The organism is Pelagimonas sp. KU-00592-HH (genome assembly GCF_040369695.1).
Lineage (GTDB): Bacteria > Pseudomonadota > Alphaproteobacteria > Rhodobacterales > Rhodobacteraceae > Shimia.
Window position 1 is genome coordinate 151,899 of sequence record NZ_BAABWM010000004.1, and the last position, 23,601, is coordinate 175,499.

Below are 23,601 nucleotides of genomic sequence, written 5' to 3' on the forward strand. Positions count from 1 at the left end.
CCGCCCCGGTTGGGGCGGGCCATCCAATAGCAGAAAGACCCCGACATGGCCCTGAATGATCATCCGATGTGGCGGAAACCACAGCATCACCACGATCTTGAGAACACCCATGACCACGTCCACTGGGTCGAGTTGTTCTATGATCTGATCCATGTGGTGACGATCTTCCTTTTGGGGAACTACCTGTCGGATCATCTGGACCTGCAAGGGTTTTTGACCTTTGCCGGTGTTTTCATTGCCCTTTGGTATGCCTGGGGTGAGCTAAGCATCTTCAACTCCATCTATGTCAGCACCGATTTCTGGCACCGGATCATCATGTCACTGATGATCTGTACCGTTATGTTCATGGCCGCCGCGATCCCGGCCATCGATGGCAAAGGCTGGACGTTCTTTGCACTGGGCTTCGCGGCCAATCGCCTGTTGATGGCCGCCCTGTATTTCCGAGCGCGTCGCACCAACGCCGCGAGCAAATCGTTCTGCAACGAACACATTCGCAATTTTCTGATCTTTGCCGCGATTTTCGCGGCAACGGCATTCTTGCCCAAACCCCTGGCCTACTGGTTTTTTGCGGCGGCTATGGTGACCACCCAATTGGTCTACATGATTCCACGGATCAGCGTACTGCGGTTTGATCGTTTTGCCCCGCGCCTTGGACACATGTCCGAGCGGTTTGCGTTGTTGACGCTGATCGTTCTGGGAGAAGGTTTTTTCAAGCTGGTCATAACCTTGTCCGAGAAAGGTATATACAAGGTCACGCCCGACGTGCTGGTCAATTTCGTGATCGGCGGCGTGTCGATGTTCGTGATGTGCTGGATCTATTTCGACTTTGTCGGCAATGCCAAACCCAAGGACAACAAGCCCGCAACCATTGTCATCTGGTGGCTGGCACATCTGGTGCTGATGCTCTGCGGGGTGATGGTGGGCGTGGCGCTTGCGGCTGAGGTCAAGGTCGGTTTCTGGGATCCATACCCGGTCAAATACGCCGCCATCGGTTGTTTCGGGTTGGCCGGATACATCGCCATGCTTTGGGTATTACGTCAGATCATCGAGGATCGCGTCGCGTCCAGATTTGGCCGAGGGGACGTGCGCCTGTTCGGAATCCTTTGCGCAATCGGCACTTACTTTGCGGTGCCCCATGTGCCGTCTCTGGTGGCTAACTTGCTGTGGGGCACAGCGCTGTTTTCGCAGATCGTAGTCCCGGTCAGCCGAGCCTGGATGACCTTCCGCAATGATTGAAGCCAGTCCCACACTACGGGCCCGGGTCTATTGGTGGCTCGAGCGGCCCGACCGAAACGCCGATGGCCCGCTGCTGCTGGAGATCGCGCTGATCGCACTCATTTCGCTGAATGTCGGTGCGGTGATCCTCGAGACGGTCGCGCCTATCTATGCGCGCTGGAAGCTTGCGTTCGACCTGTTCGAGACGGTGTCGCTCCTGGTGTTCACTGCCGAATACTTGGCTCGGTTGTGGGTGGCCTCCGAAAACCCTGAGGTTCGGTCGCGACGGGACTGGGCCACCAGCCCGCTGGCTGTCGTTGATCTACTGGCGATCCTGCCGGCGGTGCTAGGTATGCTATTTCCTCTGGATCTGCGAATACTGCGCACGCTTCGGATGCTGCGCCTTCTTAAGCTCACCCGATATTCACCTGCTTTGGGCATGTTGCTGGCGGTGTTCGAGGAAGAAGCCGGGGCCTTTCTGGCCGGTTTCTTCATCCTTGTTCTGATGCTGATCTTTGCCTCCAGTGGGGCTTGGCTGGCCGAACATGAGGCGCAACCAGAGGCTTTCGGCTCTATCCCCTCTGCCATGTGGTGGGCGGTAGCCACGCTGACGACCGTGGGCTACGGCGACGTGACGCCAGTAACGGTCGCAGGCAAGATCTTCGGCGCTATCATCACCATCGTGGGGATCGGCATGGCCGCGTTGCCTGCCGGGATCATTGCAAGCGGCCTGAACGACCAACTCCACCGCCGCCGTGCCAGCCTCGAAGCCCAGTTTCGCCTTGCGCTGGAGGATGGCACGATTTGTGCAGAGGAGCAGGCATCGATAGAAGCCCTGCGCAAGGAGTTGGGCCTGTCCCGTCGGGCAGCCAGCCACATTCACGAACAAGTTCGAACCGAAACACAGGCGCGTCAGGACGTGTGTCCAGCCTGCGGTCGGTCTCTTCAAGTTTCTAAATCTATGGAGTGAATAGATGAGCGCCTTTACCCCCCTTCGTGTAGACATCGTGTCTGATGTCGTCTGCCCCTGGTGCGTCATTGGCTATCACCAGTTGGCACATGCCGCCAATGCAACCGGAGTGGCCATTAACGTGCATTGGCACCCGTTCGAGCTGAACCCCAATATGGTGCAAGAAGGCGAAAACCTGCGCGAACATCTGGCCGCGAAATACGGCACCACGCTGGAAGGCTCGATCAAGGCGCGGGCGCGCCTGACCGAGATGGGCGCGGCACTTGGGTTCGAGTTCAACTATGCCGACGACATGCGGATGGTGAACACCTTTCGCGCCCACCAACTGATTGACTGGGCTGAAGATCAGGGCCGTGCACGTGACATGAAACTGGCGCTGTTCGCGGCGTTCTTCACCCGGCGAGAAGATCTCAACAATGTGGATGTTCTCGCCGATGTCGCCGCCAGTATTGGTCTCGATCGCGACACGGCCTGTGCAATGCTGAAAAGTGGCGAGCGCGCTGAATCCGTCCGAAAGAAAGAGCGGCTCTGGACGTCTCGCGGCGTCACCGGCGTGCCCGCGATGATCTTCAACCGCCAACATCTCGTCACCGGCGCGCAGGGCGAAGAGACCTATGCCAATATCCTGAATCAGCTGCAGCCAGCGCAAGCCGTCTGAGGGCAAGCACAAACCAAGGGAGGAGCTACCATGTCAAAAGCACAAGTGATCCACAAGAAGGGCCCGCCCAGTTGCATGAACTGGGAAGACTGGCACGTACCTGATCCGGCACCGGGTGAAGTGCGCATGCGTCACACCGCGGTGGGGGTGAACTATGCCGACACCTATCACCGCGGCGGCATCTCTCATCCGTGGCCGGTGCCGAATGAACCGGTGGTGATCGGCTTTGAAGGCGTGGGCATTGTGGAAGGCGTGGGCGATGGCGTGACCGACTTCAAGACCGGGGATCGCGTTGCTTATGGCATTCCGCCTTTGGGAGCTTATTCCGAGGTGCGTAACTACCCGGCCGACAAATTGCTGCACCTGCCCGAAGGGCTGGATGACAAACAGGTCGCCGCGCTGCTGATGAAGGGCATGACGGCACACTACCTGCTACACCGCACCTATGCCGTGCAACCGGACGATACGATCCTCGTCCACGCGGCAGCGGGCGGCATGGGGTTGATCCTGTGCCAATGGGCCAAGGCGCTTGGAGCAACCGTGGTGGGTACGGTCTCGACTGAAGAGAAAGCCGAGGTCGCCCGCGCGGCAGGCTGTGATTACCCTGTCGTCCGCTCACAGCAAAGTTTTGTCGACGTCGTCCGGGACGTCACCGATGGCGAAGGCTGCGCCGTTGTTTATGAGGCGATCGGCAAGGACACGTTGCAGGACAGCCTGGACAGTTTGCGCCTGATGGGCGTCTGCGCGGCCTATGGCCATGTGTCGGGTCCGCCCGATCCCATCGACGTGATCCAGGATTTAGGCCGCCGGGGGTCCCTGTTCATCACGCGTCCTGCGATCATGCATTACGTCGCCAAGCGTTCCGATCTGGAATGGACCGCACGCGATCTGTTCAAGGCCATTGGTGACGGCATTCTGGATGCCAACATCAACTACGAATACGCGCTGAAGGACGCGGTCAAGGCACATGAAGCCATCGAGTCCGGCAAGACCCTGGGCGCGACGGTGCTGATCCCATGAGCCTGTCAGGTATCAAAGCCCTGACCTTCGACACCGGTGGCACTGTGCTCGACTGGCACACCGGATTCCGCGAGGCATTCGCGGCGGCCGGCGCGCGCCATGGGATCACCCGAGACTGGGGCTCGCTGACCAACGAGCTGCGACGCCGCAGCATGGAAGCCATGCTTGATCTCGGACGCGCCGGCCCGCCGGCCTATAATTTCGACGAGGCACATCGGTTCTGTCTGGACACGCTGCTCGCCGATGAGGGGTTGGACATCTTCGACGATACTGACCGCCGCGCGATCGCCTGGGGTGCGCCGCATAGCTTCACCGCCTGGCCGGATGTCCAACCCGGCCTGGCCGCCCTGCGAAACCGCTATATTGTGGCGTCCTTCACGCTCCTGTCCTACCGGCTGATCATCGATAGCTCACGCAGGAGCGGTCTGATATGGGATGCGATTCTGTCCTGCGAAGGTTTAGGTGTCTACAAGCTCTTGCCTGAGTCCTACGCCCGTGCTGCCACCTTGCTGCAACTGGATCCTCCCGAATGCCTGATGGTCGCCTGCCATCCCTTCGATCTGGACGCCGCCCGCAATGTCGGGTTCCGGACAGCCCTTATCCGCCGCCCGGAGGAATGGGGCGAGACCGGTTCAGAGGTTGCGGGCGAAGGCGGTTATGATCTGGAGGTGGACAGTTTCACCGACCTCGCGATTCAACTGAGTGCTACCTGAAACTGACCCAATTTGCTGCGATCGGGACAAAGTATGCTGACATCGTTCGGCCAATGCAGGCTTTCCACGCCACCCGGATAGTGGCGCGGAAACCGTCCAGACGCTTCGAGGCTATCTTGGGAGTTTGATGAACTCCTTGTCATCGCCAACCGGCAGAGAGAACTTCCCGCTTTGCCAGTCTCTGATCACCCTGGCCTCTTTCTGCATCAGCAACAACTGCAAGAGCAAAGGGCCGCACCGTTGCGGTTAGCGGACCTTGGACCTCTTCGCAGCGAAAGTCCGCCTCCCGCCCTTTCCGAACTAGTACCTAACGCCCCAGCAGTCTTGCTGTTTTTTAGCAAGCTCCCCATCTTTCGCCACTGAGCTTTCCACCGCTTCAACTATGTACCTACCTGCCCCTCTCAAAAAAGGCCGTACGATGGCCTTCTGCGCCAACATTCCTAAATAGCTGGCTTAGTTTTGGTATAGTCCTTCGAGCGACAATCCCTCACAATCCTGCCCCCCAGAAACAGTTCTCTAGTCTTCGCAGTCCACCCATAACGCTGAACATACTCCGCAAGCGCCTCTTCTAGAATTTGCATTCTTGCTTTCAGCTCTCTCTCCTGATTGGTTTCAAAGCGATTTAGGTCCATTGTGAGCTACCTTCAAATCCGTGGAGTCTCCCAGTTTTGGATCAAACTCTTAAAATAGGGTAAATTTGTTTTTTTCAATGAGCAGCGTCGGTTTCTGGTTAGCTATTTGGATCACATTTGTTGGGCTCAGCACCGCCACATCGGCCCAGGTGAGAGTGATTGACGGAGACACACTGGTCATCGGGGAGCAGACCTACCGCATAAACGGCATCGACGCCCCAGAACATGGCCAAAGGTGCGGTGACTGGGCTTGTGGAAAGGCCGCGACACAGGCCATGGGGGCCTTGTCAGTAAGCGGTCCAATCGTTTGCCATGCAATTTCGGAGGATGCCTTTGGAAGAACCATCGCCGACTGTTTTGTAGGCGAGGTGAACCTTGGCCAATGGATGGTAAGCAGCGGTTTCGCCTGGGCATTCCTAAAGTATTCCACGCAATACGCGGAAGACGAACGAAGAGCGCAAAAACGAGAGTTGGGTATTTGGCGGGGGAGCTTTCAGCCGCCTTGGGAGTACCGAAAACGGCGCTGGGCCACCGCGAGCCAAAAAGCTCCTGACGGATGTCCAATCAAAGGCAATATCTCGAAAAACGGCCGAATTTACCATGCTCCGTGGTCACCCTGGTACGAGCGAACAAGAATATCCACTGCAAAGGGCGAGCGCTGGTTTTGCTCAGAGGCTGAGGCGATCGCTGCGGGATGGCGAGCACCTCATTGGTACTGATCCAGCTCTACGGCGGCCGGTAAATCTCGACCGTGTAGAATACTTCCACTGAGTTCTGTTCTGGAGGAAAGATCGTGTCGACCAATCACTTTGAATTGCCTGTAGAAGTCTATTCATTCGAAGATGCTGACGACTGCCCTTTCATAGATCAATCATACATTGAGAGCCTGCCTTTCCGGGACACACCCTTCTGGTATTCAATCAAAACGGCCCGACACATTGGAATTCACAAGCCCGACAATAGAATCTGCAATTGGACGGCTCGAATCTTAACGAAAGACAGAAAGTACAAGCAGAAGTGCGTTGGACCGGCATTAAACTCGGGCAGAGGGCAGGTATCTTTTGAAGTCGCTTTGCAACGAGCCTTCGAATGGTTTGAAACGGGAAACGTGCGTTCTCTCGCTTCCACTGCGAGGCCAAAGGGCAGAACAACAAAGGTCAATTTCTGTCCAATTGGGGACGTCTATAGCGTAGGCCACGCTCTCAAAGACTATACAGAGTGGACGCAAATCGCGAGGTCGGAAGGCGGGCACTACAACAACCTGATGATGATTAACTATCACTTGGTTCCCTGGTTCCTCCACATCCCGCTTGAAAACTTCAACGCGACGCACTTGAAGCAGTTGGCAGTACGCGTCCTGAGCACGCCTCCTAAACAAGGGTTCTCCGCATATAGAAAGAAGATCGCACCCACTGAACTCAGTGCCGCTGAGGTGATCAAACGAAAGAGGACATTCAACGCTCTCGTCACGATCCTGAAAATGGCGTTCCGCTATGCATGGGACTGCGGAAAAATCGAATCTGAACGACCGTTTCGCAGCCTCAAGCGCGTTTCCGTCGTTCACGTAGCTCGTAGAGTTTTCCTGAATCGGGATGAGTGTCACAGATTGCTAACGTTCTGCACTCCTGCCCTCAAGAAGCTGGTTTTGGCCTCTCTGTATACGGGGTGCAGAGTTGGGGAGCTCTCACGAATGACCGTAGAAGACGTCGGACGCATTGGCTTTGGCGTCTATGTTGGCGCTTTCAAGCGAAGCCCCGCTCGGTTTGTGTTTTTACCAGACGAAGGCATGGCATTTTTTCTTTCCCAATGTGAAGGCAAAGCGAAGCGAGATCTGTTGTTTCGGACCGATACTGGCAAGGTCTGGAAGAAACACCATACCAACTTGTTCCGTCGAGCTGTTTCAGAAGCTGAACTGCCTCAAGACCTGGTGTTTCATGGCCTGCGCCACACGTATGCCAGTGATCTTGTGCGATCTGGCGTTCCTTTGGATATGGTTGCGCGACAACTGGGGCATTCCAATACTCGAACTGTCATCGAAACTTATGGCCATTTTGCGGAACACCACCGAGAGCAATTAGTTCGGCATTGTTTTTCGAGCCTTAGCGCCAACAACAAAGCGCTCTCAAAGCAGATGAAACCTCGTTTGGATGAGCTGTGGCAGACAGTTCAGAGAAAAGAATGGCGAGACTACGCGCACATTCCAGAAACTTGCACAACTCCTCTAAGGTCAAGAGTGCATACTCACCAAGACGTCTTAGAGGTCTTTGATGCAGTCGAGAAGTAGGTCGGTGAGGCGTTCGGAAGTGAGCCGCGAGGGGCATCAACAAAAACTCGCCCAGTTTTGACCCAAAAAATGTCGACTGAACCTGGCAGCCTATCGATCAGGAAGGGGCGCAAATTGTAAGTAGAATTGTGAGATTTCGAAGTGAGTTTGCCAGTACAGCTTCCATATTGCGATTTGCCGGATCGCTCTTTTTGGCGAAACGCCAGAAATGACGATACCTTCCTGACATTTGATCTGTTTCAGCCTAAGTTCAATCTCGAAGCAAATATGCGGGTGGCCACGGCTGGCAGTTGCTTCGCTCAGAATGTTGCTAGGTATGTTCGAGCTTCGAACCTAGTCCTCGTAGACGTAGAGCCCACACCCAAGTTGATGCTTCCGGAAACCGCCAAGCGTTTCGGCTACGGACTCTTCTCGGCACGCTACGGAAACGTCTATACCGCTCGCCAATTCCTGCAGCTTCTGGATGACACCGCTGCGCCCACTGTTCACGATGCCGCCATTTGGGAAAAGTCAGGTCGCTACTTTGATGCCCTTCGCCCCAATGTTGAACCTCACGGCTTTGGAACGAAAAGTGAGCTGATAGCGCACAGGATCAGCCACCTTCACAAGTTGCAGGATCTATTCAAACAGATAGATGTGATGGTGTTCACGTTGGGGTTGACCGAATGTTGGGTAGATGTGCCCACCGGCATTGTCTTTCCAACAGCCCCAGGAGTAATCGCTGGCACGTATGATCCAGCTCGCCACGCCTTCCTCAATCTGAGTGTCAGAGACACAATCGAGGATCTCGAATGTATTGTGGAGCAGCTCCAGAGCTTCTCGGAGAAGGTCAGAGTCCTATTGACGGTTTCCCCTGTTCCGCTGACGGCTACGGCTACGGGTCTACACGTTCTCCGTGCAACCACATATTCCAAGTCAGTGCTACGAGCAGCCGCAGAAGAAGTTTCAAATCGGCACGAAAACGTCGACTACTTTCCTTCTTATGAGATGATTACTGGCACGCCGTACCACGGCCATTTCTACGATCCGAATATGAGAACTGTGACGAAGGACGGTGTGGAAACAGTGATGTCCGTGTTCTTCGCATCTCACCCCGATGTCCAGGAAGCAGAAGAAGAAACGGGGGATGAACTATCCCAAGATAATAATGGCGTGGATGACGAAGCCATTTGCGAGGAAGCGCTCCTGGAGGCATTCGCGAGAAAATGAAACTATTGGCTATCGGCGACTCTCACACTTCAAAACTCATTGCGGCCAGCATGGAAAACACCGCATCAGTTCAACTGGTTCCCTTTGCCAAACCGGGAATAAGCCTCGATGAGCTAAACGTAAGCAAAGGGCGCATTCACGCGGTAAGTAGTGACTTCAAAAAACGATTGGAACAATTGGGCAGCGGAACACCCCAAACGCTGACCGACTTTGATGCGATTGTTCTGGTGGCCATGTCTATCTCAGTGTTCAGCGTGGCCCGCATGTCGAGTGATAAGCTTGTCACTGGATGGCCATCTGGGAATGAGGCCGCTCAAGAACTTGTTTCCGGAAATGGGGAAAACCTACCTCCCCTTCTTTCCAACCAAGCTCTCCAAGAAGGATTAATCGATCTGGCTAGAAACAGCTTTTCTTTCAAGCTTGCGTCCGAAATCCGACGCGAATGCGATGTTCCTATCGTCTTTGTTCCCCAACCATTCCCGTCTGAACAAGTCCTAGATAAGTCTTCAAAGCTCATTGAGATCAAGCGTATCGTCAAGCGCGGAGATGGACCGGGAGTGGCGGATACTTTGAACTTCGCACTAATTGGTGCTTTTGAGGCGATACCCAACTCGCGTCTGCATCTTCAGCCTAAGAATACGATCGTGCGTGGCTGCTTGAGCAAGCTGGAGGTCATGCGAGGTGCGAAAAGGCTTAGCCAAAACTCGAAGCAGCCCAAATCAGATGTTCTGCACGGGAATGCTGCACTGGGAAAGCAGTTCTTGGATTTGATGCCGTGATGAAGCCTGTTGAATTGACCAGGAACTTCTTCACTTAGTGTTGCGAAACTCATACTCGCTCTCTTTGTCACTATCTAAGTTCATAGTCCATTTTCGTTTTTTTGCTAAGGCATGGTGTTCGCAAAAGTAGCGTACTTCCGCTTCCGGCCCTTAGCCGCCATTCGCCTCGGCGTATCCACGCTGCGTCGCATTTTCGAGACATGTAGTAAGGATCAGTACACGTTTCACATGACCTTAACCCAGGTCTTCATGCCCGCCGCCTGATGGCCCAGCATGTGACAATGCAGCAGCCACTTTCCAGGGTTGTCGAATACGCAAACGATGTCGCGAGTTCCGCCCGGATCCACAAGCGTGGTGTCCCGGAAAGCACCCAGACTGCCGTCAGACCCGACTTCAAAGAAGTGATGTCCGTGCAGATGGATCCCATGCGGGAAACGGGTGTCATTCACCAAACGGATGCGCGCGGTTTGTCCGCGTGCGAAGCTGTGCAGCGGCGTATCCGTCAGGCCGGATTGGCCGTTGAACGCCCAAATGCCATTTCCCATCATACCCTGCATCATGCGTTGGCTCATGGCGCCACCTTCCATGGTGAGGGTTAGCGAAACCGGGTTTTCCATGTCAGGCTGTGCTACCTCGTTTGGCGGCAATGCGGAAATCTCCGAGGGGGCTCGCGTCGTATTCTCCTCTTCAATCGCGATTTCGCCCAGCAGGTATGGACCGTCTCGCGTCGGAAATACAAAGCTCATTGCGTCGGCTGATGTAACATCCGCAATGATGTCCGCGCGTTGCGCCGGGGCGAGAATGAGGCGAGATAGTTCCTTTAAGTCAACAAGCGGCATACCGTCCAAGGCAACAACCTTGCCTTCAACACCTTCAAGCTCTACCGGGAATATCCGATCTGTCGCGACGTTGATCAGCCGCAGCCGCACACGATCACCGCGACGGACTTGCGTGACTGGTTCCACCAGCGCGCGGGCAAAGTTGCCAAGCCGCCCCTGATGCGCCTGATCGTGCATGTTCTCGAAGCCGTCTGCGAGCCCACCATTTTCAGTGATGCGCCAGTCATCAATCATGACGATCAGATCATGATCCACATCGGGTGGCGTCGGTTCCTCAACAATCAAAGGGCCATAGAGACCCTTGGCAACCTGTTCCCATGATCGGTTGTGCGAGTGATACCAGAAGGTTCCAGCATCGGGGGCACGAAAGCTGTATTCGAATTCACCACCCGCTTCGACAACGTCCTGGGTCATCCCCGGCACACCGTCCATCGCGTTTTCGATACGCAGGCCGTGCCAGTGCACCGCCGAACCTTCGTCGATCTGGTTCTGGAAACGGATGTCAAAGACCTCGCCCTGACGGATGCGAAGAACGGGGCCGGGTGTGCCGCCGTTGAAGCCAAGCATCGGAGTCGCTGGCTCGCCTTCAGGAAGGATTTGTGCATTGACCGGCTGTGCAACCAGCTCCACCGGCGCGGATGCAACGGCGATGCGCGGAAACAATGCAGCCGCGCTTGTTGTGATCAGGAAGTCTCGCCTGTTCATGGGATACCTCAATTCGGCAGGGTCAGAACGCTGGTGAGCGTTGCGGTGGCCGCAAGCACCACCAGAATGACCGCAGTTTCAATTTCGATGGAACGCGCCAGATGGCGCGCGGCTTTGTCGTCCCTGGCTTGCATGGCGGGGACGAAGCGGAGTTTATTTGCGGCTGCAAGGGTTAGGGTCACGCCTACAAGCAGCAGTTTGATCAGAAGGGTTTGCCCATAGCCGGTTGCCACCAGCGACCGTAAGTCGCCCAGCAGCAGCCAGGCCATCAACAACCCTGCCAAGATCAATCCGGGAACTATCACCGCAGCGGCTTGCCCAAAGCGATGCCCTAAGGTGGCTGCGCTGGCGATGTGCTCTGGCCACCGCGACAAGGTACGAAGCGGGCCAAGAACACCGATCCAGAACGCAATGCCCAGAAGGTGCAGAAGCAAGAGCAAGCGGACACCGGTTGTTTCCAGCTCGGGGACATGCCCTATCTGCGTAAATGACCAAAGGGCGATCAGTCCCCCGGCAAGCGCGATCCATTGGCCGACAAGGGGAGTGAATACTCCAATGATGATCAGCACTGCACCCGCGAACCGATAGGTCAGAACATTGCCAACCGGCGTCTGCCACAATAGGCCCAGCATTTCGGGATCGGTCATACCATCGGCCCCGCCAGTAAGGGCGGCACCACGCAGAATGAAGCCAACGGTAGCGGCAACAAGCGCAAGAGCTGCAAACAATGCTGCCCTCGTGCGCATCCTATCGCTCACAGGCGACACCAGATCGGCATAGGCGGCTTGAATGATCACAAGCCCGACTGATCCCGCAACTCCGATATAGAGCATCAGCTTTGCAAGGATCGCCGCTATTCCCCAGATGTCCGGCATGATCAATCCACCGTGAACATAAACTTGCCTTGCATAGCGTGCCCGTCCTCTCCTAAGCCCCGCCATTCGATGCGGTAGATACCGTTACCCATGCCCTGAAGCGGGAGCGTAAATTTTCGCTCAAAGCTGGTCTGCCCCCCAAGATCAAGTCTGACAGGGGGATGATCCTGATGGGTCATCTCCACGCGTGTCAGACGGATATCGGCAGCGAAGTCTAAGCTGATTTCGGCAGGAACCTCGGCGACTACCGCGCCATTTTCTGGTGTTGTGGTGTCGACGCGGGAATGTGCAAACGCACTGGTGGCAAGCGTCGAGACCAATGCAAGTGTGACCAGTTTTTTCATTTGGTTTTTCCTCAGTTGATTCCGTTAGCACGCTGAATTTCGCGGATGTAAGCGATGATCATGGCCACATCTCCACGGGTCAGGCCCTCAACCGGTGGCATGTCGTCAAACTGCCAGTGATGGCTTCTGACGCCCACCGCGACCGCGCGCTGAAAGGATTCGTCAGCATGGTGGCTGGGTTCATAGATAACATGAATCAGCGGTGGCCCAGCGCCCTCAACGCCAGCAGCGTTTGTGCCGTGACACGAGATGCAGGTGCTTTCGAACATGCGCTGGCCAATTGCGGCATTTCCTTCGATTGGCGGCATTTGCACAGCCACTATAGCTCCGCCCTCAAGCGGTGCCGGATTCCCGGCCTCATTTACCGGGGCAGGACGTAGAAAAGCATAAGCAACAACGGCTGCAACGGCGCATACGCCGATCAAGAGATATTTTCGGTTCATTGAATATCCTAACCTTGTGGAACAGGGACTGGCCGCAAGTGCATCGCGGCACATCGGAACGCGCTCACAACCGTGAACGGCGTCGGAAATCTGTTTCAGAGGTTAGGTGGCCTTTCCGGATTTTCCGGTTCTTCCAGCTTCGACAGGCTTGATACCTGCCAAGCTAAAGTGGTCGCGGATTGGTCAAAAACGGCTTCGGGCGACATCGAGGTGAGCGCGAGAACATTGCAAAGGAACGGATTGCAATCCTCATGTTCCATTCCGTTTGATCCGTGCGCACTGCTACCTGCTGCTTCCCCCGAAACGTTCATGGCTTGATGTTCCGCCATGATCGAGGTCATGTGGTCATCACAATGCCCGTTGGCACAGTCATTCGACAACGCATGCGCTGGACCGCCCAGTCCCGTGATCAGGAGCAGAGCGATAACACGCATCATTGTAGTTATGATATGATCGCACTTCACAATGCGAAGCTATCTCAAGTCTAATCTTGATACAACGTTAGCCATAGTTTTCGCGAACAGCGAAAAAAATGGGCAAGGCCTGCAAGCTTCGAGCGACGTTGCAGCATTCGGTTGCTCCCCAATTCAACGGAATGCCGTCTCACGGCCCAATTCCGAACGTGGTCAGCATCCTAGTGAATGACTGGCTTGTACGCGGTTTTTCGATGGACCTTCCTGCACAAATAGCCCGGTAGTGTTGAAGGTGGCAGGTCAATGCAATCCGCATGCAGAAAGAACAAAACACTTTTGCAGTAGCGATTGTTGCGCGCTCCATAAAGCAGATTTGCAATTGCCAAGTTGGATCCAATCACCAAGAGCACCGCCCCGTTTTTGTACCCTAAGCGCAGATGAGCTCGTTCAAACCCTGACGGCTACGCTTACTCCTCCTCTAGAATAAAAAACTTGACTCATCCCGAACACGCTTGGCATGCTATTTTTCAATACACTTGTGCTGAAATATGGAACAATAGGGAGAACGCGAATGTTTCATAAATCCATAAAAATACTGATCGCAGCGAGTGCTGTGGCTGCCTCGATGGTCGCTGGTACTCAGGCCTTTGCGCAAAGCGCCACCGTCAAAACCATCCAGGAACGCGGTACGCTTTTGTGTTCGGGCCACAACGGTAGCTACTTCGGCTTCGTAGAGGTGAACGACAAGAATGAATGGAAAGGTCTGGATATCGACCTGTGCCGGGCGCTGACCACCGCCGTGCTAGGCGACCCGGGCAAGGCGCAGATCGTGCCGTTGAGCTGGGCGCAGCGCTTCCCCTCGTTGCAGTCTGGCGATGTAGACATCGTGATCAAGGCCACTGGCTGGACCATGGGCCGTGACACAGAACTGGGCCTGCAATTCTCGCTGCCTTACTTCTTTGGCGGCACCCAGCTGATGGCCCATGGTGATCTGGGCGTGACCGACGCCACCGGCCTTGAAGGCGGCACGGTCTGCGTCGAAGCTGGCACCACCATCGAACGAATTGTGGCAGACTATCTAAAGACGCTGGGTGTGGAACACACCATGGTGTCCTACGAAAAGGCAGCCGAACTGCGCTCGGCCTATCTGGCGAACCGCTGTGATGCCTTTGCCGGCTGGGGTCCGAACCTGGCGGTGCTACGCGCAACCGAAATCGACAATCCCGACGCCCACATCATCCTGAACGACCAGCTCTCCAGCGAACCGATCGCAGCAGCCATGCGTCAGGGCGACGAAGGCTTCGTCGACACCGTCAATTGGATGTTGGCATCGCTTCTGCTGGCCGAGGAACACGGCGTGACCCAGGCAAATGTCGAAGAAATGGCCGCCAACCCGCCCAACCCAACCGTGGCACGCCTGCTGGGTGCCACCCCCGGCATCGGAGAGCGTCTGGGTTTGCGCGAAACCTGGGTGCGCGAGATGATCGCGGCCACCGGAAACTTTGCGGAAATCTATGATCGCAATCTCGGTGCCAACTCGCCCTATAAACTGGATCGCGGGCTGAACAACCTGTGGAGCCATGGTGGCGTGCTCTATGCGCCGATCCTTGACTGATCCAACGTGAAAACAGGAGGTCAGACCCATGCCTGTGTCTTGTGGACTGATCTCCCCTTCGGATTTGAGGAAGGGGACAAGAATGGACATGACCCAACAACGCCGCCGCCTGCGTCAAAGGCGGATTGCTTTGCAGGCGATGCTTGTGATGCTAACGGCAGTGATAATCGTCGGGGCAGTTTCCAGCGCACGTGTCAATCTGGATGTGCTTGGCCTGTCTAGCGGTTTCGGATTTCTCAATCGGGCGACGGGCTGGTCCTATTCCTTTTCGCTGATCGAGCGTTCCATTGATGACACATATGCCCGCACCCTGACCATCGGGGCAATGAACACCGTGTTCCTAGGGGCGATCTCAATCGTTCTCTCGACGATCCTGGGATTTGCCATCGGCACCGCGCGCGATGCGCGTGGACTAGGGGTGAATGCGGCGGCGACAGCCTTCGTGCAGGTGTTCCGCAATATCCCGCTAATCCTTCAACTGGTGTTCTGGTACGCGGTATTGATCCACCTGCCCGGCCCCCGTCAGGCGATCACTGTTTTCGACATCGCATTTCTGTCGAACCGGGGCCTGATGATCCCGGCGCTGAACATCTCGTTGATGGCGGCGGCACTGGTTTTGGGCTTTGCGGTGGCGATGCCCTTCTTGATGCGCTGGTTCACTGGCTGGGAGACCACGCAGCGGTTGCGCGCCTGGCTTGTGACAATCCCCGCCCTGGTCATATTGGCCACTTTGATGTCGCGCCCCGAAGGCGCGCCACTTGTGTCCGCCCCCGAACTAAAAGGCCTACGTTTTGTCGGCGGCACCACCGTGTCGATCGAGTTGGTGGCCATGATCATCGGCATCGTCCTTTACGGTTCGGCCTATATCGCCGAGGTGGTCCGAGGCGGGCTGCAAGAGGTACCCAAAGGTCTGGTCGAGGCTGGCAAGGCCGTGGGTCTGAGCCCGCGCGACATTTGGATCCGCATCAAGCTGCCCATGGCTTTGCGTACGATCATTCCGCCACTTGGCAACCAATGGATCTTCATAATGAAGGCTACGACAATTGGCGTCGCCATCGGCTTCTCTGATCTGTTCATGCTGGTGTCGACCTCAATCACTCAGTCGGGGCAGACGCTGGAACTGATCGGCATCCTGATGGCGGTTTTCCTAGGCATTAACTATTCCATCGCACAGGCGGTCAACTGGCTGAATGCGCGTATGCAACTGAAGGCGCACTAGGATGGCAGTGACGACCGTGAAACTTCCCTCAAAGTCCCGCAGCAAGACCGGTGCTATCCTGCGCAAACGTGTCTTCGCTTCGCCCGATATGGCCGGGATCAACATCGCGCTACTTCTGGGCCTGGCCTGGATCGTGTGGAAGTTGATCGATTGGGCCTTTATCGGCGCAGTCTGGAGTGCGGAGCAGGCAGAGCAATGCCCGACGGCGGATGGGGCCTGCTGGTCCGTAGTAGCCGCGCGCCACCGACTGATCCTGTTCGGCTTGTACCCCTATGAAGAGCACTGGCGCTCGAGCCTGGCCTGTGCGGCGATCATTCTGACGGTGATCCTGTCCTGCCTACCGGCAATGTGGTCCGGCAAGCGGCTGTCGGGCCTGTGGATCGCCGGTTTCGCTGGCTATTATTTGCTGATGGAGGGCAGCCTGCTGGGTCTTACCCAGGTGACCACCGATCAATGGGGCGGGCTGTCGCTGACTCTGTTCCTGTTCGCCTCGGTGGTACTTTTGGGCATGCCGATGGGTCTGGGACTTGCGCTTGCACGCCGGTCCGAGCTGCCGGTGGTGCGCACGGGCGCGTCGCTGGTGATCGACTTCATCCGCTCGTTGCCTCTGCTAACCACACTCTTCACCGCAGCTGTGGTGGTTCCGATCCTGCTGCCCGATTGGCTGCAGGGGGACAAGATCTGGCGCGTGATCGTCGCCTTCGCACTGTTCTTCGCTTGCTACCAGGCCGAAGTGTTCCGCGGTGGCTTCCAGGCCATTCCCAAAGGGCAGTTTGAGGCCGGAAAAGCCCTGGGAATCACCCCGTTGCGAGTCATGAACACGATCATCCTGCCGCAGGTCTTCCGCCACGCGCTGCCGGGCACGATCAACATGGTAGTGGTCACCTTCAAGGAAACCGCGATCGTCATCATCATCGGCTTCTTCGACATCCTGGCCAGTGCCAATGCAGCATTCGGCACCGGGCAATGGGCCCCCTACTACATGGAGGTTTACGCCTTCGTCGGGCTGATCTACTGGAGCTTCATCTTCTCGCTGGGTCAATATGGCGAATACCTGAAACGCCGGATGGCCGTGGCCAAGCATTAAACCACCGAAGAGACCTCCTCCTGAAAACTAAAGCCGCCAGAGATGATCTGGCGGCTTCTTTTTAAGTTGCAACAGAGCCCGTTAGAGCTTGTTGACTGGCACCTTCAACAGTGGGTTGCCATCCGCATCGACGGGTACTTCGCCTGCGCGCATATTGACCTGAAGGGACGGTATAATCAGCCGGGGCATGTCCAAAGTGGCATCGCGCGCCTCGCGCATAGCGACGAAATCCTCGCGCGTCTTGCACGCCCCCACATGAATGTTCTGCGCCTTTTCTTCGGCCACTGTGGATTCCCAAGCAATGTCACGCCCTTCGGCGCCATAGTCGTGGCACATGAACAGGCGGATTTCATCTGGCAGCGTCAGGACCCTTTGGATCGAATCATAGAGGAGCCCGGCATCGCCGCCAGGAAAATCTGCGCGGGCCGATCCAGCGTCGGGCATGAAAAGTGTGTCCCCGACGAAAGCCGCATCCCCGATCAAATGGGTCATGCAGGCGGGGGTGTGGCCCGGCGTATGCAGGGCGGAGCAGGTCAAACCGCCAAGCTGATAGGTATCCCCATCCTTGAGCAAAACATCAAACTGCGAGCCATCTCGGGCGAACTCAGTCCCTTCGTTGAACACCTTGCCGAAGGTTTCTTGCACCACCAAGATCTGCTCCCCGATCATGACTTTGCCACCTAGCTTCTGCTGGATATAGGGCGCGGCGGACAGGTGATCGGCATGCACATGGGTTTCGATCAGCCAGTCTAGCTGCCAGCCGTTGTCAGTGATGAACTCGATGATGGCATCCGCGCTTTCAAAGCTCAGCCGCCCGGCGGCATAGTCGATGTCCATCACGCAATCGATCACCGCGCAGGCGGCGCTGCAGGGGTCACGCACGACGTATGAGATCGTGTTGCTATCGTCGTCAAAGAATGGGGTGACATTGGGTCGGACGGTCATGAAGGTCCTCCTTAATTTGAAAAGGCGCCGCTAGGGCGCCCTTTGGGGTGTCAGTCGATGCGGACAGGGCCGTTCGGACTATTCAACTCAAATGCCAGGCTGGCGGCCCCCTCTTCGACCCGCGCCAAATGGTCAACCTGCAGGGCCTTGAGCATTGCGGTCAGCTTTTCGGGCTCGGGGTGGGTCAGCACGACCGAGGTCAGCGTGACCCCCAAATCCTGCTGTCCGGTCGAGGGATGCGGCCCCGGGGACCATTCGATGAAGGCAGGCAGCAAGCCGCCTTCGGGCAGATGACCGTCACGAGGCACCGTTAACCGCCAAGTGCGATCGCCGCGTGCAAAATCCACCACCTCCCCCAGATCGACAGGGCTGTTTTCGATCACCGCGTCCAGATTGTCGGTGCCCACAACCCAGCACAGGGCGCCGGGGCGGTCGGTGATACGGTCACGCGTCGCAGCCTCGTCCAGCGAGAACCACCGCGCGCGGCCCGGATCGGGCGCATCGGGATCAATCGACAGAATCTCAAGGAAGCTTTCGTTACCCGACTGCATAACGCAGTTGTGCGTGCTCATCGCATCGTGCTTGCCGCCGCGCGGAACGGTGACGCCCAGCAGGGTTTCCAGCGCCGCCTGCCCGTGTTCCAGGGTGTCGGCGCCGATGGCGAAGTGGTCGATCTTGTTGTGCATATGCTGATCCTTAGTCCAGAAGCGGCAGAGCCCGGGCCAAGTCGGCCTTCAGGCTGTCGATGTTTTCAAATCCGACATTGAAGCGGAGGACCCGGCCCGGATCGTCCCAGGGCTTGGCCGTGCGCAGTGGTGCAACCGGCAGTACCAGGCTTTCGTACCCGCCCCAGCTGACGCCGACGCCAAACAACTCCAACGCATCGACGAAAGCGTGCAGCTGCAAATCTGAACAGGGCTTGGTCACGACACTGAACAGCCCTGCGGCCCCGGTGAAGTCACGCCTCCAGAAATCATGCCCCGGGCAGTCGGCAAATCCGGGATGCAGAAGACGCGTGATTTGTGGTTGATCCTGCAGGAAACTGGCGATCTCGTATCCCGCCGCCTCGGCTGCCTTCATCCGCATTTCCAGCGTCCGCAGCCCGCGCATGGACAGGAACACATCCTGCGATCCTGCCTTGTCACCATAGGCCAACACCATCTTGCGCATCGGCGCATAAGTGGCCTCGTTACAGACGATGAAACCGATCATGCTGTCGGCATGACCGCCGATGTATTTCGAGCCCGAATGCACCACCACATCCACGCCCAGCTTCAGCGGTTGACAGAAGACCGGCGTCGCCCATGTCCCGTCGATAATCGAGATGGCCCCCTGCGCGCGGGCCAGGGCAGCAATGGCCGGGATGTCCGGCACCTCAAAGGTGCCCGAACCGGGAGCTTCGAACATGACTACCGTCGTATTCGTGCGGAAATGCGGAGCGAAGTCTTGCATCGGGTCGAAGTAGGACACTTCGACCCCGTAGCGCTGCAAAACCGTGTCACAAAAGTTGCGCGTGGGAGTGTAAACCGTATCGGCCACCAGCACGTGATCTCCCGCTTTGGCCGCCCCCATCAGGGCCAGCGTAACCGCCGTCAACCCGGCTGAGACCGAAATGCACCCTGCTCCACCTTCAAGCGTGGCGATGGTTTTTTCCAGCTCGAAGCTAGCCGGGTTTCCGTAGCGGCCATAGTATAACGTCTCGGGCTGATACCGCGCTTCACGCGCGGCTTCGAACTCAGCCAAAGTGTCAAACAACATGGTCGATCCCTGGGTGATCGGCAGGTTCACGGCGCGGCCCGGTGTCCGCGGCCCACGCCCCAAATGCACAAGTGCATCGGAGAGATCTAGATTTTGGTCGGTCATCTGGGCAATCCTGAAAAAGACGAAAAGAAGATGACGCGCCACCCTCAACGTGTCAATATACAAAAAAAACGTTGCACATATCGGAACATTATGATGAGCAAACATCATCGCGACCCCGAGGGGTTGGTCAGCAATCACTGGGGACTTGGCCGAGCTGTCATGCAGGGCGGGCGGCTCGTGGACGTCCTGCCTCATCCGGCAGACCCGGCTCCATCGCGAATCAATGGCAACATCGCCTCTAGCCTGTCCGGCCGGGCACGCGTACGGCGCCCGGCGGTACGCAAAAGCTGGCTGGAGAAAGGCCCCGGTGACGCCGGCGGTCAGCGCGGGCGGGAGCCCTTTGTCGAAGTCGATTGGGACACCGCCCTTGACCTGCTGGCCCGCGAACTTACGCGCATCCGCACCGAACATGGAAACGACGCGATCTTCGCAGGCTCTTACGGCTGGGGCAGCGCGGGGCGCTTCCATCACCCGCAAAGCCAGCTGAAACGCTTCCTGAACACCTTCGGCGGCTTTGTGCGCTCAGAGGGCAACTACAGCTACAACGCAGCGCTGGTGCTGATGCCGCATATCGTCGGCAACTACCGCGACCACGTGAAAGAGGCGACGCGGTTCTCCAACATCGCCGCACATGGAGAGTTGATGGTGATGTTCGGCGGCATTCCCCAGCGCAGTACGCAGGTGTCCGATGGCGGCATCGGGCGACACCGAATTCCCCAGGCGCTGCGTGATTGCGCCGCCGCAGGTGTCCGCTTCGTGTCTATCAGCCCCCTGCGCCGCGATATCGACCCTGCGCTGGGGGCCGAATGGCTCGCCCCTCGCCCCGGCACTGACGTCGCCCTGATGATGGGGCTAGCGCATACGCTGCTGTCCGAAGACATGCACGACGCGATATTCCTGGATCGCTACACCGTAGGGTTCGACCAGGTCGCAGCCTATCTAACCGGTGCGGACGACGGAATCTCTAAGGATGCGGATTGGGCCGAAACACATTGCGGGATCGCCGCGGACCGCATCCGCGATCTGGCGCGCGACATGGCCGCCAGCCGCACCATGATCTGCTGCGCGGCAGGGCTTCAACGCGCCGACTGGGGTGAACAGCCCCTTTGGATGAGCGTCACCCTGGCCGCCATGCTCGGGCAGATCGGCCTGCCTGGCGCCGGCTATACCATCGGCTATGGGGTGAACGGCACCATCGGTGTGATGGACCGGATATTGCGCCCCGGCGCCCTGCCCCAAGGTCGCAACCCGGTTGACGACTTCATCCCCGTCGCCATGATCACAGAGATGCTGGAAAAACCCGGCGCGCGATATGAATACAACGGTGAAACCCGCCGCTTCCCGGATGCCCGTCTGGTCTGGTGGGCGGGGGGCAACCCCTTCCACCACCACCAGGACCTGAATCGCCTGCACGCGGCCTTTCAGCGCCCCGAGACCGTGGTGGTGAACGAAATGAACTGGACTTCCAGCGCCCGTCACGCTGATATCGTTTTGCCCATCGCCGCACCCGAAGAGCGTAGTGATTTCGTGGTCGGCAAGCAGGAAAACTGCCTGATCCCCTCACCCGCCTTGATGTCCCCGGCCGGCTTGGCCCGCACCGAGTACGATATCTTTTGTGATCTGGCGGACCGGCTGGGCACAAAGGACAGCTTCACCGAAGGGCGCAATGAAGAGGAATGGCTTCAAGCTATGTGGGCGCAGACAGTACAGTCGGCGGCGGAGCACGGGGTCGACTTGCCGGACTGGGACGATTTTACCGCTGGCGATATGATCGAAGTTCCAGACCCCGCTCCCGACCGGGTGTTCCTGTCTGAGTTCCGCGCAGACCCGGCCGCCAACCCGCTGCCCACTCCCAGCGGAAAGATCGAGCTGTTCTCGCAGGTGATCGCCGGGTTCGGCTATGGCGACTGCCCCGGCCATCCGGTCTGGATGCCGCCGCGGGGGATAGCGGATGGCTCGGTAGACACATATCCATTGGCTATGATCTCCGGCCAACCCGCAACCCGTCTGCATTCGCAGCTCGACAACGGAGACTTCAGTCGCGCGCATAAAGTCAAAGGGCGGGAACCAGTGCTGATTCACCCCAAGGACGCCGAGGCGCGGGGAATCGCGGATGGTGACCTGGTGGAGCTGAGCAACGCGCGTGGCTGCTGTTTGGCCGGGGCTCGCGTCACCGGCGATATCGCGCGCGGCGTCGTCTTTCTGTGGACCGGCGCCTGGTATGACCCCGACTATAACCACCCCAGGCACCGCGACCGCCACGGCAATCCCAATGTTCTGACCCATGACAATCGCACCTCGCGCTTGGCGCAGGGGCCTGCCGCACATTCCGCCTTTGTCGAACTTCGCAAATACGACGGGCCGCCCTGCGATGTGATGGCGCATGAACCGCCATCCTTCGAGGACAATCCATGAGTGTACATTCGTGCCAAAATGCAGAACAGTACTCCCAACAAGACCATTGGAGGTGGATCGTTGAGTGATCAGACAGCAAGCGAAACCCCGAAGAAGGAACTCCGGCTGGACAGCACCCTGTCCAAGGGGTTGATGATCCTAGAAGCCCTGGCTGCCGCTCGCGGCGCCAAGGGGGTGTCGGAACTTTCGCGTGAGCTTGAGCTGACCAAGTCCAACGTTTTCCGCCTTCTACAGACGCTGACTGCACTTGGCTATGTGCAGACGACCGAGGACAAGCTATATCGCGCGACGCTTAAGACCTGGCAGGTGGGCCGCTCGGTTGTCGAAAACTTCAACCTGCGTGATTTAGCCGGGCCAGCCATGCAGATGCTGTCGTCGAAAACCGGCGAGGCGATCTATCTGGCCGTACCGGACGGGCTGAACGTGGTTTACATCGACAAGATCGACAGCACCCAACCAATCCGATCGTGGAATCCGGTGGCGGGCACCGCCCCGATCCATTGTGTCGGCACAGGCAAAGCGATCCTTGCGGCAAACTACAACCGCCTTCGTGAGCGACTAATCGGCAACCTGACCAAACATACCGAGCGCACAATCACCTCGATCAAAGTTATGGACGAAGAAATGGCCACCACTCAAGGCCGGGGCTATGCAATCGATACAGGGGAGTTCCGTGAACGTATCCTCAGCTTCGGCGCGCCTATCTACCTGCCCGACGGCGAGGCGGTCGCCGCGCTGGGCGTGTCAGTCCCCGAGTTCAACCTGGAACCCGGAGACGAAGAACGAATCTGTGACCTGGTAAAAATGGCCGCAGAAAGCGTGACGCACAGGCTGCAGCAGATTTGAGCCTCTGCTTCACGGCGCAAGTCACGCGCGGGAATCGGGGAACTCCACCGGACCGCCCTGCTTTTCCCAGGTCGAAAAACCCTCTTTCAGATGGGCTGCTTCAAATCCCATATCCTGAAGCAACGCCACCGACAGGGCCGAACGCCAGCCGCTAGCACAGTGGAAAACAAACTTTTTGTTTTCGCTGAAAACCTCTTTGAAATAAGGGCTTTGCGGGTCCACCCAGAACTCGAGCATGCCGCGCGGACAATGGAAGCTGCCGGGAATGAACCCCGAGCGCTGGCGTTCGCGCACGTCGCGAATATCGACGATAATGACATTGGGATTCCCGACCATGGCGATGGCATCGGGAGTTTCGACCTCTTCGATTCGAGCGCGGGCATTGGCGACCATTTCTTTGACGGTCGTGTTCAGTTTAGGCATATGACTCCTCCGGCATATTGTTTCATATCTCAGCACGTTCTTATTGAATATTGACACATATTGAAAAAGGCATCAAGGTGATGCTCATC

Annotated in this window: 23 protein-coding genes; 14 read left to right on the forward strand and 9 right to left on the reverse strand. The window is 57.3% G+C overall.

Features of this window, described 5'->3' with window-relative positions:
- Window positions 1–45 precede the first annotated feature (45 nt).
- The 9 genes from ABWV42_RS16030 (at window position 46) to ABWV42_RS16070 (ending at window position 9,480) form a co-directional block, all read left to right on the forward strand.
- Window positions 46–1,236 (forward strand): low temperature requirement protein A, encoded by a 1,191-nt coding sequence (locus ABWV42_RS16030; RefSeq protein WP_353341064.1) that lies wholly within the window; start codon window positions 46–48, stop codon window positions 1,234–1,236.
- On the forward strand, window positions 1,229–2,185 hold the full coding sequence (locus ABWV42_RS16035) for an ion transporter (protein WP_353341065.1): 957 nt from the start codon (window positions 1,229–1,231) through the stop codon (window positions 2,183–2,185). The genes ABWV42_RS16030 and ABWV42_RS16035 overlap by 8 nt, the downstream gene beginning before the upstream one ends.
- Before the next feature lie 4 nt (window positions 2,186–2,189).
- A complete protein-coding gene (locus ABWV42_RS16040) occupies window positions 2,190–2,843 on the forward strand; it encodes a DsbA family oxidoreductase (RefSeq protein WP_353341066.1) in 654 nt (217 codons plus the stop codon).
- A gap of 30 nt (window positions 2,844–2,873) precedes the next feature.
- Window positions 2,874–3,863: a quinone oxidoreductase family protein gene (locus ABWV42_RS16045; RefSeq protein ID WP_353341067.1), complete on the forward strand. Its 990-nt coding sequence runs from the start codon at window positions 2,874–2,876 to the stop codon at window positions 3,861–3,863.
- Window positions 3,860–4,576: an HAD family hydrolase gene (locus ABWV42_RS16050; RefSeq protein WP_353341068.1), complete on the forward strand. Its 717-nt coding sequence runs from the start codon at window positions 3,860–3,862 to the stop codon at window positions 4,574–4,576. Before ABWV42_RS16045 ends, ABWV42_RS16050 begins: the two co-directional genes overlap by 4 nt.
- Before the next feature lie 709 nt (window positions 4,577–5,285).
- A complete protein-coding gene (locus ABWV42_RS16055) occupies window positions 5,286–5,927 on the forward strand; it encodes a thermonuclease family protein (RefSeq protein WP_353341069.1) in 642 nt (213 codons plus the stop codon).
- A gap of 74 nt (window positions 5,928–6,001) precedes the next feature.
- Entirely contained in the window at window positions 6,002–7,492 is a 1,491-nt protein-coding gene (locus ABWV42_RS16060; protein WP_353341070.1) for a tyrosine-type recombinase/integrase, read from the forward strand.
- A 141-nt stretch (window positions 7,493–7,633) separates the two neighbouring features.
- The gene (locus ABWV42_RS16065) at window positions 7,634–8,701 is read left to right on the forward strand and encodes a GSCFA domain-containing protein (RefSeq protein WP_353341071.1); all 1,068 of its coding nucleotides are present in this window, start codon (window positions 7,634–7,636) and stop codon (window positions 8,699–8,701) included.
- Window positions 8,698–9,480 (forward strand): hypothetical protein, encoded by a 783-nt coding sequence (locus tag ABWV42_RS16070; protein WP_353341072.1) that lies wholly within the window; start codon window positions 8,698–8,700, stop codon window positions 9,478–9,480. The genes ABWV42_RS16065 and ABWV42_RS16070 overlap by 4 nt, the downstream gene beginning before the upstream one ends.
- 224 nt (window positions 9,481–9,704) lie before the next feature.
- Here ABWV42_RS16070 and ABWV42_RS16075 read toward each other — a convergent pair whose 3' ends face one another.
- From ABWV42_RS16075 to ABWV42_RS16095, 5 genes are all read right to left on the reverse strand, one after another.
- Entirely contained in the window at window positions 9,705–11,024 is a 1,320-nt protein-coding gene (locus tag ABWV42_RS16075; protein WP_353341073.1) for a multicopper oxidase family protein, read from the reverse strand.
- Between the two features lie 8 nt (window positions 11,025–11,032).
- Window positions 11,033–11,899 carry a CopD family protein gene (locus tag ABWV42_RS16080; RefSeq protein ID WP_353341074.1) on the reverse strand — a complete coding sequence of 289 codons (867 nt, stop codon included), beginning with the start codon at window positions 11,897–11,899 and terminating at the stop codon, window positions 11,033–11,035.
- Between the two features lie 2 nt (window positions 11,900–11,901).
- Window positions 11,902–12,243, reverse strand: a complete 342-nt coding sequence (locus ABWV42_RS16085; RefSeq protein ID WP_353341075.1) for a copper resistance CopC family protein — start codon at window positions 12,241–12,243, stop codon at window positions 11,902–11,904.
- A gap of 11 nt (window positions 12,244–12,254) precedes the next feature.
- Window positions 12,255–12,686, reverse strand: a complete 432-nt coding sequence (locus ABWV42_RS16090) for a c-type cytochrome (protein ID WP_353341076.1) — start codon at window positions 12,684–12,686, stop codon at window positions 12,255–12,257.
- A gap of 95 nt (window positions 12,687–12,781) precedes the next feature.
- Complete coding sequence (locus ABWV42_RS16095; RefSeq protein ID WP_353341077.1) at window positions 12,782–13,123, reverse strand: hypothetical protein; 342 nt, start codon at window positions 13,121–13,123, stop codon at window positions 12,782–12,784.
- Between the two features lie 547 nt (window positions 13,124–13,670).
- Between ABWV42_RS16095 and ABWV42_RS16100 the strand changes: the two genes are divergently transcribed.
- The 3 genes from ABWV42_RS16100 to ABWV42_RS16110 all read left to right on the forward strand — a co-directional run bounded on the left by ABWV42_RS16100 (window position 13,671) and on the right by ABWV42_RS16110 (window position 17,020).
- Window positions 13,671–14,714, forward strand: a complete 1,044-nt coding sequence (locus ABWV42_RS16100) for a transporter substrate-binding domain-containing protein (RefSeq protein ID WP_353341078.1) — start codon at window positions 13,671–13,673, stop codon at window positions 14,712–14,714.
- Window positions 14,715–14,796: 82 nt separating this feature from the next.
- A complete protein-coding gene (locus ABWV42_RS16105; RefSeq protein ID WP_353341079.1) occupies window positions 14,797–15,933 on the forward strand; it encodes an ABC transporter permease subunit in 1,137 nt (378 codons plus the stop codon).
- Between the two features lies 1 nt (window position 15,934).
- Entirely contained in the window at window positions 15,935–17,020 is a 1,086-nt protein-coding gene (locus tag ABWV42_RS16110; protein ID WP_353341080.1) for an amino acid ABC transporter permease, read from the forward strand.
- A gap of 81 nt (window positions 17,021–17,101) precedes the next feature.
- On the opposite strand, the gene ABWV42_RS16115 is transcribed toward ABWV42_RS16110, so the two are convergent.
- Genes ABWV42_RS16115 through metC form a run of 3 tightly spaced genes read right to left on the reverse strand, consistent with a single transcriptional unit; the run spans window position 17,102 to window position 19,828 of the window.
- On the reverse strand, window positions 17,102–17,965 hold the full coding sequence (locus ABWV42_RS16115) for an MBL fold metallo-hydrolase (protein ID WP_353341081.1): 864 nt from the start codon (window positions 17,963–17,965) through the stop codon (window positions 17,102–17,104).
- Between the two features lie 50 nt (window positions 17,966–18,015).
- A complete protein-coding gene (locus ABWV42_RS16120) occupies window positions 18,016–18,651 on the reverse strand; it encodes a VOC family protein (protein WP_353341082.1) in 636 nt (211 codons plus the stop codon).
- A gap of 10 nt (window positions 18,652–18,661) precedes the next feature.
- Window positions 18,662–19,828, reverse strand: a complete 1,167-nt coding sequence (metC, locus tag ABWV42_RS16125; RefSeq protein WP_353341083.1) for a cystathionine beta-lyase — start codon at window positions 19,826–19,828, stop codon at window positions 18,662–18,664.
- 93 nt (window positions 19,829–19,921) lie between these two features.
- Between metC and ABWV42_RS16130 the strand changes: the two genes are divergently transcribed.
- Window positions 19,922–22,243, forward strand: a complete 2,322-nt coding sequence (locus ABWV42_RS16130) for a molybdopterin-dependent oxidoreductase (RefSeq protein ID WP_353341084.1) — start codon at window positions 19,922–19,924, stop codon at window positions 22,241–22,243.
- A gap of 60 nt (window positions 22,244–22,303) precedes the next feature.
- Window positions 22,304–23,089, forward strand: coding sequence for an IclR family transcriptional regulator (locus tag ABWV42_RS16135; RefSeq protein WP_353341085.1), 786 nt, complete (start codon window positions 22,304–22,306; stop codon window positions 23,087–23,089).
- A 21-nt stretch (window positions 23,090–23,110) separates the two neighbouring features.
- On the opposite strand, the gene ABWV42_RS16140 is transcribed toward ABWV42_RS16135, so the two are convergent.
- Window positions 23,111–23,512 carry a rhodanese-like domain-containing protein gene (locus ABWV42_RS16140; protein WP_353341086.1) on the reverse strand — a complete coding sequence of 134 codons (402 nt, stop codon included), beginning with the start codon at window positions 23,510–23,512 and terminating at the stop codon, window positions 23,111–23,113.
- Window positions 23,513–23,601 lie beyond the last annotated feature (89 nt).

Bases quoted from the DNA above. Each gene is read 5' to 3' on its own strand.
- ABWV42_RS16100 (WP_353341078.1), top strand. From the start codon at position 13,671: ATGTTTCATAAATCCATAAAAATACTGATCGCAGCGAGTGCTGTGGCT.
- ABWV42_RS16130 (WP_353341084.1), top strand. From the start codon at position 19,922: ATGAGCAAACATCATCGCGACCCCGAGGGGTTGGTCAGCAATCACTGG.
- ABWV42_RS16080 (WP_353341074.1), bottom strand. From the start codon at position 11,899: ATGCCGGACATCTGGGGAATAGCGGCGATCCTTGCAAAGCTGATGCTC.
- ABWV42_RS16095 (WP_353341077.1), bottom strand. From the start codon at position 13,123: ATGATGCGTGTTATCGCTCTGCTCCTGATCACGGGACTGGGCGGTCCA.
- ABWV42_RS16075 (WP_353341073.1), bottom strand. From the start codon at position 11,024: ATGAACAGGCGAGACTTCCTGATCACAACAAGCGCGGCTGCATTGTTT.
- ABWV42_RS16030 (WP_353341064.1), top strand. From the start codon at position 46: ATGGCCCTGAATGATCATCCGATGTGGCGGAAACCACAGCATCACCAC.
- ABWV42_RS16090 (WP_353341076.1), bottom strand. From the start codon at position 12,686: ATGAACCGAAAATATCTCTTGATCGGCGTATGCGCCGTTGCAGCCGTT.
- ABWV42_RS16105 (WP_353341079.1), top strand. From the start codon at position 14,797: ATGGACATGACCCAACAACGCCGCCGCCTGCGTCAAAGGCGGATTGCT.
- ABWV42_RS16115 (WP_353341081.1), bottom strand. From the start codon at position 17,965: ATGACCGTCCGACCCAATGTCACCCCATTCTTTGACGACGATAGCAAC.
- ABWV42_RS16045 (WP_353341067.1), top strand. From the start codon at position 2,874: ATGTCAAAAGCACAAGTGATCCACAAGAAGGGCCCGCCCAGTTGCATG.
- ABWV42_RS16085 (WP_353341075.1), bottom strand. From the start codon at position 12,243: ATGAAAAAACTGGTCACACTTGCATTGGTCTCGACGCTTGCCACCAGT.
- ABWV42_RS16050 (WP_353341068.1), top strand. From the start codon at position 3,860: ATGAGCCTGTCAGGTATCAAAGCCCTGACCTTCGACACCGGTGGCACT.
- ABWV42_RS16120 (WP_353341082.1), bottom strand. From the start codon at position 18,651: ATGCACAACAAGATCGACCACTTCGCCATCGGCGCCGACACCCTGGAA.
- ABWV42_RS16140 (WP_353341086.1), bottom strand. From the start codon at position 23,512: ATGCCTAAACTGAACACGACCGTCAAAGAAATGGTCGCCAATGCCCGC.
- metC (WP_353341083.1), bottom strand. From the start codon at position 19,828: ATGACCGACCAAAATCTAGATCTCTCCGATGCACTTGTGCATTTGGGG.
- ABWV42_RS16055 (WP_353341069.1), top strand. From the start codon at position 5,286: ATGAGCAGCGTCGGTTTCTGGTTAGCTATTTGGATCACATTTGTTGGG.
- ABWV42_RS16070 (WP_353341072.1), top strand. From the start codon at position 8,698: ATGAAACTATTGGCTATCGGCGACTCTCACACTTCAAAACTCATTGCG.
- ABWV42_RS16040 (WP_353341066.1), top strand. From the start codon at position 2,190: ATGAGCGCCTTTACCCCCCTTCGTGTAGACATCGTGTCTGATGTCGTC.
- ABWV42_RS16035 (WP_353341065.1), top strand. From the start codon at position 1,229: ATGATTGAAGCCAGTCCCACACTACGGGCCCGGGTCTATTGGTGGCTC.
- ABWV42_RS16110 (WP_353341080.1), top strand. From the start codon at position 15,935: ATGGCAGTGACGACCGTGAAACTTCCCTCAAAGTCCCGCAGCAAGACC.